The following is a 13,530-nucleotide window of genomic DNA, read 5'->3' on the forward strand; positions in this document are numbered from 1 at the left end:
TTTAGTAGATTTTATGTAACGGACTGAGCTTGAAGATTAGTGATGACAATTTTTTATTAGAACTAAGAAATAAAAATCCTAAGGCACTGAAATATATTATGGAAAAGTATATGAGACTTTTATATAGAGCTAGTTTAAATATACTAGGTAGCTATGGCACAAAGGAAGATATAGAGGAGTGTGTGCAAGATTCCTTCATCTATTGCTGGGACAATATAGGTAGTTTTAGTGAAGGCAAAGGAAGTTTCAAGAACTGGCTTGTGATAATATGCAGAAGCAAAAGCTTAAATAAAAGAAAAAATTTATCTAGAAATTCTAAATTGATCGATATAGATGAAGTGGACATACAATCAATTACCCAGCTGGAAGTAGATTATATAAGCAAAGAAAACAGGCAAAAGCTAATAACTGCCATTAAGGATTTAAACGAAGTAGATAGAGAAATATTTATAAGAAAGTACTTTTTCTATGAAAGCAGTGATTCTATATGTGAAACTTTAAAACTTACAAGAACTGCTTTTGATAATAGAGTTTATAGAGGAAAGAAGAAAATCAAGGAAATGCTTAAAGGCTATTACATGGAGGTGCTTTAGTAATGAGTAATAAAGAAATTGATTTATTAGATGGTTTTACTGAAGAAGAATTAGGTGAAATTTTGAAAGACACTGATATTGAATTCAAAGATGATATAGATGAAGTGACAAAGCAAAGGATTATGAATAATACATTTTCTAAAATAGAGGCTAACAATGGAAGGGGGAGGCTTAAAAGCTTAAAGAGAAGAAATATTATAGCTGCTTCTTTGGCGTTAATTGTGGTATTTTCTGTATCACCCTTTGGCAACAAAGTATTTGGAATGGTCAAAGAGACTCTAGTCCTTATTCCTGGAATTGGTGCACAAAAAAGCACTGGAGGAGATGAAAGCATAAAGTATGTTTTGCCTCAACCTATAGGTTGGAAGAATGGAAAAGAATCAATCTTTATCAAAGGAATTACCCTTACAAAATCTCAATTAGAAGTAACTTTTACTGGAACCTCAGAAAAACTTTTTACTCCAGAATACTTCGCCAAAACTGAAAGAGAAAAGATAAGTGAAGATCAGAGTAATTTGATTTATATCAAAGATAAAAGTGGAAAAGTATACAAATCTAAGAACTACAGTATGGGAGATGATGGTGGCGATAATAATTTTCATGGAAAATTTACTTTAGAGGGAAGTGAGGAAAGTCTAAAAGAGTTTGATTTGTATACAAATAACAATCTTATTTCTCATGTTGCTTTGAAAAAAGCTGAAGAAGTGCCTTTCGAAGATATTCCAAATAAATCAATAAATCAAGGAATTACAATAGGTGCCTCCAAAGTTAAAGCTGATGGTAATGTTATTTTGACTCTTATAAGTCCAAACTTTGGAGATGATGTTAAAGAAAAGAGAATTGGCGGCTTTGGCTATGATGAAAAACTTAGAGAAAGAACTAATACCTTGGTTGATGCAGAGGGCAAGAAAGTTGATATAAAGTATGGCAATTCATATGAAGCATTAAATGATATAACTTTTAAGAATACAGGAAAGTTCCCATATACATTAACAATACCTAATGTAGGTTTAGATTATGAAATAAATCAAAAAGTTCAAGTGGATGTACCTAGCAAAGAAGAAAGTATAAACAAGGATATTAACCTTGGAAAGTTTAAGGGAAAGTTAATTAAAGCAACAAAATATAAAAAGGAAAATAAAGAAACTTTAGCGGTATATTTAAAAGTTTATGGTGGAAATGAGGTTGAAAGTCCAACATACGCATCCGTTAAGGATAATCTATTTAAAGCTTCTAGCATGCACACTCAGACTGATGGAATACAGGTGTTCGAGTTTGAGATAGATGCTAATACAAAAAATGTAGACTTAACTTTTGATAGAGTAGGGGCTACGCTCAAGGGCCCATGGGTTATAAAAGTAGATAAATAATCTATAAAATACCTATATGTGATAGACCAATTTATAGTATTAAAATATATTATAAATTGGTCTGTTTTTATATTTAGATTTCTTAAAGTTCTGTGTTGAAATTAAGTGGTCAGTCATCCGATGCTTAAATGTGCTTGCGCTAGTAGCTCGCTCATATAGCATCTCCTTCATTACCACTTAATTTAAACAATATTTTTAAAAATAGTCGGATGTTTAAAGATATATAACTGTATTTCATAATGTATTAAAATTATTCTTTGAATCAAATCTAAAAAAAATTATTTATTAGTTATGCTATAATGAAAATGGATATAATCATAAATGGGATACTTCTATTTATGGGTATAAAATCCTATAAAGCCGCATTAACACTATATATTTATATGATTATATGTTTTTATAATCATATAAATATATAATTTTAGTTAATTGAATTTATAATAGGGAACCATTATGAAAACTTAATTTATACTTGTTATAAAATCCCGGCTTCTGGGGATTTTGTGGCATGCATAAATTAATAGTTGAAGTTTGTTCCCTATAGAAGTTGAACTAATTGATAATTGATATATGGATAAATATTATTGGAGGAAGAACGTACTTATGGATCTAAAAGCAAATAATGATATTAAAGAGTTTGATGATAAGGCCTTAGAGATTCTGAACAAATATTTTGGATATAACTCCTTTAGACCTGGACAGAAGGAAATAATAGACGAGATACTGAAGGGCAATGATACTGTAGCAATAATGCCTACTGGTGGAGGAAAGTCTATATGCTATCAGGTACCAGCTATGATTATAGAAGGCTTGACTATAGTTGTTTCCCCTTTGATATCTCTTATGAAGGATCAGGTTGACGCAATTAGAGATATTGGGATAGAGTCAGCTTACATAAATAGTACTTTAAGCAATAAAGAAATCGATGAAATTTTTGAAACTGCTTTATCAGGAAAACTAAAGATACTTTATGTTGCTCCTGAAAGGTTAGAGACTTCCCAATTCCTTAACTTAGTTTCCACCATTGAGGTTGGATTTGTAGCAATCGATGAAGCTCACTGCGTATCTCAATGGGGACATGATTTTAGAACTAGCTATAGATTCATAAAAAGTTTTATTAATATATTAAATAAGAGGCCTATTGTGGCAGCTTTTACTGCTACAGCTACAAGTGAAGTTAGAGAAGATATTGCAAAACTTCTAGGCTTGCAACAGCCTAAGGTTTTTATCTCAGGTTTTGATAGAGAAAATATAAAAATAAACATAATAAAAGGTGCAAATAAAAAGCATTTCATTTTGGATTTTATAAAAGAGAATCTAGAGTCAGCTGGAATAATATATGCTGCAACAAGAAAAGAAGTGGATAGTATTCATGAATATCTAAGTTCTAAAAATATAAGTTGTACTAGATATCATGCAGGACTTAGTGATGATGAAAGAAGTAGAAATCAAGAGGATTTCGTTTATGATAGATATAATGTTATGATTGCTACTAACGCTTTTGGTATGGGAATAGATAAACCTAATATTCGATATGTTATACATTATAACATGCCTAAAAACATAGAAGGGTATTATCAAGAGATAGGTAGAGCGGGAAGAGATGGAGAAGAAAGTCAGGCTATACTCTTATTTTCACCTGGAGATATACATACTCAAAAATATATAATTGATATCGGAACTGGTAATGAAATAAGAAAGGTCAATGAGTATAAAAAGCTTCAAAATATGACTGACTTAGTTTATAGCAACGATTGTTATAGAAAGTATATATTAAATTACTTCGGAGAAGAGTACGATAAAAAATGTAACAAGTGCAGCAATTGTGAGGTAGAAGGAGAACTTACCAATAAGACCTTAGATGCTCAGAAGGTTTTGTCCTGTGTATATAGAATGAAAAGGCCTTATGGAGTTACGGTTTTAATTGATACCTTGAGAGGCTCAGAGAATAAAAAGATAAAAGATATAGGCTTCCATAAACTTTCAACTTATGGAATAATGAAGGATTATTCAAAAGATGATCTTAAAAATTTCATAAACACTTTAGTGTCTCATAGAATATTAGCTTATGATGAAGGGGAGTATCCGGTTGTAAGGCTAAATGAAAGGTCTATGAGTGTACTTAGAGGCGAAGAAGAGGTTTGGTTTAAGGAAATACAGAAGGCTAAGAAGATAGTAGAGGATAATTCTTTATTTGAGATACTAAGAAATCTGAGAAGAGAAATAGCTGTAGAAGAAAAGGTTCCACCTTACATAGTCTTTGGAGATGCAACCTTAAAAGAAATGAGTTCTAGATTTCCTAAAAACCTAGAACAATTAGGTGATATATCTGGTGTAGGTGAACTAAAATTAAATAAATATGGAGAAAGATTTGTTAATACTATAGCTAGCTATTTAGAAGAGAATCAGCTAGAAGTATCTTTTGAATATAAAAAGAAGGAAAAGTCCGTTAGAAGTACTTCAGCCTCAAGGGAGTCGGATGAAACGCATTCGGAAAAATTAATGAAGCAAAAAGAAAATAGCAGTAATAAAGAAGTTAAGAAAAAATCCTATATGATAACAATTGAAATGCTTAGGGATAAATTAAGTTTATTAAGCATAGCTAAAGAACGAGAAATTACTATTTCCACAATTTGCAGTCATCTTGAGCAATACGTTTTAGAAGGTAATGAAATAGATTTCCAAATTGATTTTACAGATGTACTTAGCGTGGATAGAGAAAATCTAATATTAGAAGCAGTGAAAGAAGTAGGAGATGAAAAATTAAAACCTATAAAAGAAAAGATTGATGGTGAAATATCCTACGATGAAATAAAAGTTGCTCTTTTGAAGAATAGACTAATAGTATAGCTAAGGTTAAAGGGATATTTTGAAGTTAAATGAATAGCCATCCGATTCTTTTATGACATTATCTACTTTAGGAAAATACTAAATATAGTTGTAAGTCCTATTTTGATGATAGGATTTTAACATTTATGATTGGTTCTATTTTTAACAAGTGCTTTCTATGAAAAATTAAAATATAAACAAAAATACGTAAAAAAAGTAAATATAATAAAATATAGTATAACAAACACCATATAAAAGTAGGGGTATTACCTCTTTTTGTATGGTGTTTTCTATTTGAGATGATAGGAATAAGTTAAAAATTTATCTTGATAAAGAAAAATTAACATAAAACTTTGGTAAAGGTTATTGCAATTAGTAAATAAAAGCTTTATAATGTGAAATGTTTGACAATGAAAATCGGTATCAATAGTGAAGTTAAGATAATTTCATATGAAGGGATAATAGTATGAGTAATTATTATGAAATTGAAACATTATGCATGGGGACAATAATAAGTCAAAGAGTATATGGTATCAATTCAGAGATAGCAGCTATTAAGGTTGAAGAAGAAATGAAGAGACTAGAGTACATCATGAACTTTTTCTCTGAAACTAGTGAAGTTTCTAGAATAAACAAATCAGCTGGAAAATATGCTGTTGAGGTTGGAGCCGAGGTTTTATATGTTTTAAATAGAGCAAAATATTTCTCGGAGATTTGCAAAGGAACCTTTGATGTTACAGTTGGACCTTTAGCTAAGCTTTGGGGGATATTTACTAATAAAGCTAGGATTCCAACTAAGGAAGAAATTGAGCAAGCTCTTAGCGTTGTAAGTTATAAAGATATAAGTATTGACAACGGACTAGGGGAAGTAAGGCTTATGAAAAGGGGTGAAAGTCTAGACCTAGGGGCTATAGCAAAGGGATATGCCGCTGATAGAGCTATGGATATATATAGGCAGTATGGTATAGAGTCAGCTTTTGTAAATCTAGGTGGTAATGTAATGGTTTTAGGGAATAAACCAGATAATTCACCTTGGAGAATAGGAATACAGAATCCTTTTCTTGAAAGAGGTGTATGCTTAGGGTCAGTGAATGCATTTAATAAGACTGTGGTTACTTCAGGGGATTATGTTAGATTTTTTGAAAAGGATAATAAGAAATATCATCATATTATAGACCCAAGGACAGGGTATCCATCTGACTCAAATCTTGTTAGTGCAACAATTGTAGCTGATCAATCAATTGGTGCAGATGCGGTATCTACTGGCATATTTATACTAGGACTTGATGAGGGAATTAATGTAGTTAAAGAATTAAAAGGCATGGAAGCTATTTTTGTCACAAAGAATAAAGAAGTTCATATTACTAAGGGTTTAGAAAAAGACTTTACATTTTTTGAAGGAATGGATCAATTTAAAGTAATAATTAGATAGAATTTTAATGGATGCTATTTATTTTTGTAATAGCTATATTTTTTAAGAAGTCAATGATAATGAAAATCATTAATTGAATTTTGTGCCTTATTATTTAGCCTAAAATATTTAATGTTAGAACTTTACGATCTTATGGAGGGATTATTTTGAACGCTAAAGCTTTAGATTTTAAGAAGAAGATAAATAAATTGAAGAGAAAAACATCACCATTGAAGATTACTAGATTCTTTGTACAATTGATATTTTTATATTTCTTTTCTGGATTTTTCACTCTAGCTTTTACAGGCTTTAAGAGTACGCTTATGAGAATGACAAAGGAAGACTTTAGTTTAGCGAATTCTTTTACCTTTGTCGCAGCTTTTGCAACTGTTGTTGTCTTATCATTTTTAGCTGGAAGGATATTCTGTGGGTGGCTGTGTGCATTTGGAACCTTTAATGATTTCTTATACTTTGTAGGTAGAAAGATATTTAAGAAAAAGTTAAAGATATCGGAAAAACTAGATAAAAGATTAAAGTACTTAAAGTATATCATACTAGTAGGTATTATTATTTTTATATGGTTTATGAATTTATCACCTCAAAGTAACATGAATCCATGGGATGCATTTGCTCAAATTCCTCAAGCTAAAACTATGATTACTCAAATTCCAATAGCTTTTATTGTATTAGCTTTTATAGCTGTTGGTGCTATGTTTATAGAAAGATTCTTCTGTAGATATCTTTGTCCTCTTGGAGCTGTATTGGCTATAACTTCAAAGTTTAAGATAATGAAGATCAGTAAGCCAAGTGCCCAATGTGGTAAGTGTACAATGTGTACACATAATTGTCCAATGGGGATTAATTTATCAAAGGTTGAGGTTGTTGACAGTGGTGAATGTATATCATGCTTTAAGTGCGTAGATACATGTCATAGAAGCAACCCTCAGGTTGTAGCTTTTGGTAAGTTGAATTTTAGATGGTACGCTACAGCAATAGCAGCAGTTTTAATATTTGGGCTTATGTTCTGGGGGAAGAAGTTTGTAAAGCCAGAAACTAAATTTGCTAATAAAGTAGCTACAGCACAGATAGCGGAAGCTGATGAAGATATATATACTGATGGTGTTTATACAGGTATAGGAAAGGGCTTTAGACCTAACCTAAAGGTAGAAGTTAAGATTTTAAAAGGAAAGATAGCTGATATTAAGGTGATTTCTCATGATGAGACTAAGGGGTACTATGAGCAAGCTTTTGATATAGTTCCAAAAGAAATAATAGCAGCCCAATCTGTAGAAGTTGATACAGTATCAGGTGCTACAAAGTCAAGTAATGGTATAAAATCAGCAGTAGGTGATGCTCTTAATAAGGCTAGAAAGAAGGGAACTAAGCGTAAGACTTCAGAAAATAAGGCTCAGGAAACTACAGAACAAAGTTCTGAAGAAAACAAAACTGCTCAAACTACTGATGTTTCAATGGATAAAAACGTTAAGTTCAAGGATGGAGTTTATACTGGTGTTGGCACAGGGTATCAGCCTGGACTAACAGTATCAGTAACTATAAAGGACGGAAAGATAACTGATATAAAGATAGTATCTAGCAATGAAACAGCAGGTTTCAAAGAAAAGGCTTTTGCAGTAGTGCCAAAGGAAATAATAGCAGCACAATCAACTTCCGTTGATGCAGTATCCGGTGCAACCTTCTCAAGTAGAGGAGTTATGGCAGCAGTTAAGAATGCACTACAAAAAGCAATTGTAAGCGGTGAACTACCAGCAGATGCTAATGCTACTTCAAGTACCTCAGCAAATACTAATACAGCAGCAAGCACAACCCCAAGTGAAGATAGTACAAAAGTTAATGACACTAATCTTAAGTATAAAGATGGAGTTTATGAAGGAATAGGACAAGGTTTTGGGAAAAATCTTAAGGTGTCAGTTACAGTAAGTGGTGGAAAGATAGCTGCTATATCAATATTAAGCCATAACGAGACTAAAGGATTTTATGAAAAGCCATTTGAGATGGTACCAAAGGAAATAATACAAAAGCAAAGTACAAATGTAGATGCTGTATCAGGAGCAACATACTCAAGTAGAGGGGTTATGGCTGCAGTTAGAAATGCTCTAAGTAATGCAGTTGTTAGCGGTGTAATGCCAGCGGATACTACGCCAGCAACTTCAGCGCCTGTTGAGAATACTACACCAAGCAATGGAGATAGTAGTAATTCTAATAATCAAAGTGGAAATAACACAACACCATCAAATAGCACAAATGCTACAAATAACTCTAACCCAACAAATAGCTCAGTTTTATATAAAGACGGTGAATATACTGGTGTAGGTAGAGGATTTAGTCCTAATCTTAAGGTTTTAGTTACAGTTAAAGATGGAAAAATAGCTGAGGTAAAAGTATTAGAGCATGATGAAACTGAAGGATTTTATGAAAAAGCTTTTAGTACAGTACCTAAGGAAATAATAGAAAAACAAAGTACATCTGTAGATACTGTATCTGGGGCTACAAGGTCAAGTAAAGGTATAATAGAAGCTGTAAATAATGCTTTAAAGGATGCAACAGTAACTTCAAATAATAATGAAAATAACGGTGGCTCAAGTAACAATACAGGTAGTGGAACAACTACTCCAGGAGAAGGAAACAACACTAATCCTGGAAATACAACTACTAACCCAGGTGGCAACGGAACTACAGAACCAGGAAATCAAAATAATAATGGAATAGAGATCAATAAGAACGCTCATCTATATAAAGATGGAATATATACTGGTATAGGTAAGGGAAGAAGATCTAACCTTATAGTTGATGTAACTATAAAAGATAATAAAATCACAAATATAAATCCTATATATTATAGAGAAGACAGAGAGTACTTTAAAAATGCTATGGATCCAATGGCTCAGAAAATAATTACTGCACAATCTACAGAGGTAGATGCAGTTTCAGGAGCTACACAAACAAGTGATGGAATAAAACAAGCAGTTAATAATGCATTGGACAAGGCAGTATATAAAGATGGAACTTTTGCAGGAGCTGCAAGAGGATATAATAGAAAAGATATAATAAATGTCAATGTTACAGTGAAGGAAGGCAAACTTACAAATATTGATCTAGTATCTCAGGGTGAAACTCCACAATACTTTGAAAAGGTATGGCCGGTGATACCAAATGAGATTATTAAGGCTCAAACAACTTTTGTCGATACAATTTCTGGAGCCACAAGATCAAGCAATGGTGTGATAAATGCTGTGAAGACTGCTTTAGCTCAAGATCAATCTATGGGTGAAGTGAGCACTTATCCATCACAAGAACAAACAATTGCTCCTTTTAGAGACGGGATTTATAAAGGTACTGCTACAGGATATAAAGAAAACCTCAATGTTTCTGTAACTGTAAAGGACAATAAAATAATAAAGATAGATTTAGGTGATAACCAAGAAACCCAAAAGTATTTCTCTAAAGCATGGCCAGTTGTTCCTAATTCAATTATTGACAAGCAATCAGCTTCTGTTGATACAGTATCTGGTGCAACAAGATCAAGCCTTGGAATAATAAATGCAGTGAAGGATGCTTTAAGACAATCAAAGTTAGCTCTTACAGCAGATCCGGTAGCTCCTTATAAAGATGGTACTTATAGAGGAATAGGAAAAGGATATAAGGATGGCTTAAATCTAGATGTTACAGTAAAGGATAATAAGATAGTAAGTATTGATTTGAAAGAAAACAACGAGACTCAAAAGTATTTTGAAAAAGCTTGGAAACCTGTTTCAGGTTCAATATTAGAGAAGCAATCTACTAAAGTTGATACTATATCTGGTGCAACTAGATCAAGTAATGGAATAATTGATGCAGTAAAAGATGCACTTAGAAAGGCCCACGACGCTACTTTAAACTAAGGCTCTGTAAAGCACAGTTAAAATTAAGTGGTCAGTCATCCGATGCTTAGATGAGCTTGCGCTAGTTGCTCGCTCATATAGCATCTCCTTCATGACCACTTAATTCAACATTATTCTTAGACATAGCCTAAAATTATGCTAACTATTTGAATAGATGCAATTATAAGGGGATAAGTGATAGTAAAAAGCTAGGATATTATGTCCTAGCTTTTTTGAATGTAATATTATACATAGAATTATTTTAAAATGCAAGTATTATGATTTAAAAATATGGATAAATTGAATTTTGATTGAATTCAATTTATGAAAACGATAGTAAAATCTAAGATTCATAAAAAATATGCTGATTTTACCTATAAAGTTAACATAATATTGATAGCACTTTTTTCAGTGTATAGAATTAGTATATAAATAATAATTAATTATTATAAAGGTACAGTTTATAACGCTACTAATTAAAAAAATAATATTAAAGGGGGAGAATATTTATGAATGGAGTAAACGGAGCAGATACAACCTTTGTTATCTTTGCTACAGCATTAGTTATGCTTATGACTCCTGGTCTAGCATTATTCTATGGAGGAATGGTAAGAAGAAAGAATGTATTGAGTACTACAATGCATAGTTATGCAGCAGTAGTTATAGTATCAGTGCAATGGATACTTATAGGATACACTCTATGTTTTGGTTCAGATTTTGCAGGAATTATAGGTAAGTTTAATTTCTTAGGATTAAATGGTGTTACATTTGCACCAAATGCTGACTATGCAGGTACTATACCTCATCAAGCATTTATGCTTTTCCAACTTATGTTCGCAATCATAACTCCAGCACTTATTTCTGGAGCAGCTGCTGAAAGAATGAAATTTTTATCTTTCGCATTATTTATTCTACTTTGGACTACATTGGTTTATGATCCAGTAGCTCACTGGGTATGGGGCGTAGGCGGATGGATCAGAAATCTTGGAGCATTAGACTTCGCAGGTGGTAATGTAGTTCATATAAGTTCCGGGGTTTCAGCTTTGGTATTAGCAATATTATTGGGTAAGAGAAAGAGATTAGAAACAATAACTCCTCATAATATCCCTATGACGGTTTTAGGAGCAGGAGTTCTATGGTTTGGATGGTTTGGATTTAATGCTGGTAGTGCACTAGCTATAAATGATGTTGCTCTAAATGCATTTATAACAACAAATACATCTGCGGCAATGTCGGCAATAGGCTGGGGACTATGTGAATACCTACACAGAAAGAAGGTAACTTCACTAGGTGTAGCAAGTGGAGCTGTTGCAGGACTTGTAGCAATAACCCCTGGAGCTGGATTTGTAAGTCCACTTTCAGCAATAGCAATAGGGTTTATAGGTGGAGCAATATGTTTCTATGCTGTTACAGAGCTTAAAAAGAAATTTGGATATGATGATGCTTTAGATGCTTTTGGTTGTCATGGAATCGGAGGAATATGGGGAGGAATTGCAACTGGTATATTTGCTTCGAAAGCTATAAACTCTGCTGGTGCAGATGGTCTAATCCATGGAAATATTAAGCTTTTAGGTGCTCAATTAGTTGCAATACTAGCAACCATTGCATATTCTGTTATAATTACATTTATAATATTAAAGGTAATGAATGCTGTTTCTCCAATAAGAGTGAAATCAGAAGACGAACAAGCAGGTCTTGATGTGTCACAACATGGTGAAGAAGCTTACGGTGGAATTATCTAATATAAAGGGAGGTTATAATAATGGGCGAAAAACTTAGCAAGATAGACATAATAGTATCACCTAGCAGATTTGATGAGCTTAAGGATGCTTTGTCTGCTATAGGAATAACAGGTATGACTGTATCAAACGTACTAGGCTGCGGTATGCAAAAGGGCCATAAAGAATATTATAGAGGCTTAGCTGTAGAAATGAATCTACTACCAAAGATAAAACTTGAAATCGTAGTTTGTGATGTTCCAGTACAATTAGTAGTAGATACAGCTAAGAAGATACTTCATACAGGAAACATTGGGGATGGAAAGATATTTGTTTATGATGTGCAGAACGTTATAAGAATAAGTACTGGTGAAGAAGGAAGAGATGCGCTTCAGTATACTAAGGAATAAGTTTTATAGTGTAAATAAAAAGATCGAGGAGAGTATTTATGCTTTTCTCGGTCTTTTATTTCTATCTATTAAATTATTGTAAGGTTTTGAATTCATAATTTTTAGAGCGCAGGTATTCGATTATATCAGGTAAGGCATTTGCAGTTTCTTCCTTTCCATAGGTATCATGCATAAGTATAATAACTTTTGGATTGTTTCCTACAGATGTTTTTACCATTTGAAGTAATTCTTTTGAATTCTTCTTTTTTCCTTCTGCATCAAAGTCATAGGCATTCCAATCCACAGAAAATAAATTTTCTTCCTTCAGCCTTTTATTAAGCTCTGTAAGATTGGGATCATGATAATAACTTCTACTCATGTATCCTCCAGGAAGACGTAAAAGTCTAGTCCTAAAATTGTTGCCAAGGACTTCTCTTAAGGTATAGTTGGTTTTATCTACTTCTCCCATGAAATAGTCTACATCTATTCTATTATTAGGGTATAACTTTTTTAAATTATGTGTATAAGTATGATTTCCTATAGAGTTTCCGTCATTATATATATTATTTACAAGTTCTTTACTTTGAGGGTTTTGATTTATATTTTGGCCTATTAGGAAAAAGGTTGCGTTTATATTATATTTTTTTAAGGTTGAAAGAATTTTAGGAGTAACTGTAGTTGAAGGTCCATCATCAAAAGTTAGATAAGCAATCTTTTTGCCATCTCTAATCAAGGCATTTTCTATTGTAATAGAATTTTTTATTTTAGCATCTTCCGTAATTACTGTATTTAACTCCGAAATAAAATGTGAGTGATTGTACTCAATCCTATCTAATACTGATCTATTTATAGAAGGAATTTTTGTCTTGTCGACCCAATGAATCTTGTCTGTAGTTGCTAAATTAATATTTTTATATAGAGGTTTTTTTATAAACTGAAAGTTAAGCATTATAAAAATAGAAAGTGCTACTGTAGATATTAATATGAAAAGACCTGCAGCAATTGATTTTATTAAGTTAAAAGAATTAGTAAAATGTTTTTTTATAAATTTTAAAAGAAGCATATTATATATTACCTCCAGTAATAAAAAGTGATAAATTTGGAGCTATAATATAATATGCAAGTGATGTAATAATTGAAATATGGAATAAAATTACAATATTGTAACTTGAAATTCTTCTACTTATAGAAATTTTTTAACTAACATAAATAAAGATTATCTTATTAATTAACATTTATATAAAATAAGCTAACTCTATATAGGAATTAAGTGATATACTCTATTTGTAAATATTTATTTTCTTGAGATAAATATTTTACTCATTAAAAACTATTACCTTAA

Annotated in this window: 8 protein-coding genes; 7 read left to right on the forward strand and 1 reads right to left on the reverse strand. The window is 31.9% G+C overall.

Translation table 11 applies throughout. The annotated features are described in order from the left end of the window. Positions 1-29 precede the first annotated feature (29 nt). The 7 genes from C1I91_RS08025 to C1I91_RS08055 all read left to right on the forward strand — a co-directional run bounded on the left by C1I91_RS08025 (position 30) and on the right by C1I91_RS08055 (position 12,209). Entirely contained in the window at positions 30-593 is a 564-nt protein-coding gene (locus tag C1I91_RS08025) for a sigma-70 family RNA polymerase sigma factor (RefSeq protein WP_128212407.1), read from the forward strand. 2 nt (positions 594-595) lie between these two features. After that, positions 596-1,963, forward strand: a complete 1,368-nt coding sequence (locus tag C1I91_RS08030) for a hypothetical protein (RefSeq protein WP_128212408.1) — start codon at positions 596-598, stop codon at positions 1,961-1,963. A 603-nt stretch (positions 1,964-2,566) separates the two neighbouring features. Beyond that, complete coding sequence (recQ, locus tag C1I91_RS08035; protein WP_128215940.1) at positions 2,567-4,813, forward strand: DNA helicase RecQ; 2,247 nt, start codon at positions 2,567-2,569, stop codon at positions 4,811-4,813. A gap of 445 nt (positions 4,814-5,258) precedes the next feature. Then, the gene (locus C1I91_RS08040; RefSeq protein WP_128212409.1) at positions 5,259-6,224 is read left to right on the forward strand and encodes an FAD:protein FMN transferase; all 966 of its coding nucleotides are present in this window, start codon (positions 5,259-5,261) and stop codon (positions 6,222-6,224) included. Positions 6,225-6,370: 146 nt separating this feature from the next. Beyond that, complete coding sequence (locus C1I91_RS08045; protein ID WP_128212410.1) at positions 6,371-10,102, forward strand: FMN-binding protein; 3,732 nt, start codon at positions 6,371-6,373, stop codon at positions 10,100-10,102. 488 nt (positions 10,103-10,590) lie between these two features. Continuing rightward, complete coding sequence (locus C1I91_RS08050) at positions 10,591-11,823, forward strand: ammonium transporter (protein WP_128212411.1); 1,233 nt, start codon at positions 10,591-10,593, stop codon at positions 11,821-11,823. Between the two features lie 20 nt (positions 11,824-11,843). Next, positions 11,844-12,209 carry a P-II family nitrogen regulator gene (locus C1I91_RS08055; RefSeq protein WP_128212412.1) on the forward strand — a complete coding sequence of 122 codons (366 nt, stop codon included), beginning with the start codon at positions 11,844-11,846 and terminating at the stop codon, positions 12,207-12,209. A 73-nt stretch (positions 12,210-12,282) separates the two neighbouring features. On the opposite strand, the gene C1I91_RS08060 is transcribed toward C1I91_RS08055, so the two are convergent. Continuing rightward, positions 12,283-13,251, reverse strand: coding sequence for a polysaccharide deacetylase family protein (locus C1I91_RS08060; protein ID WP_128212413.1), 969 nt, complete (start codon positions 13,249-13,251; stop codon positions 12,283-12,285). Positions 13,252-13,530 lie beyond the last annotated feature (279 nt).

The organism is Clostridium manihotivorum (assembly GCF_004015185.1).
GTDB lineage: Bacteria > Bacillota > Clostridia > Clostridiales > Clostridiaceae > Clostridium_AR > Clostridium_AR manihotivorum.

What these genes read in the sequence shown, in the direction of transcription:
- recQ (WP_128215940.1), top strand. Translation starts at nt 2,567, where the DNA reads ATGGATCTAAAAGCAAATAATGATATTAAAGAGTTTGATGATAAGGCC.
- C1I91_RS08060 (WP_128212413.1), bottom strand. Translation starts at nt 13,251, where the DNA reads ATGCTTCTTTTAAAATTTATAAAAAAACATTTTACTAATTCTTTTAAC.
- C1I91_RS08030 (WP_128212408.1), top strand. Translation starts at nt 596, where the DNA reads ATGAGTAATAAAGAAATTGATTTATTAGATGGTTTTACTGAAGAAGAA.
- C1I91_RS08055 (WP_128212412.1), top strand. Translation starts at nt 11,844, where the DNA reads ATGGGCGAAAAACTTAGCAAGATAGACATAATAGTATCACCTAGCAGA.
- C1I91_RS08040 (WP_128212409.1), top strand. Translation starts at nt 5,259, where the DNA reads ATGAGTAATTATTATGAAATTGAAACATTATGCATGGGGACAATAATA.
- C1I91_RS08050 (WP_128212411.1), top strand. Translation starts at nt 10,591, where the DNA reads ATGAATGGAGTAAACGGAGCAGATACAACCTTTGTTATCTTTGCTACA.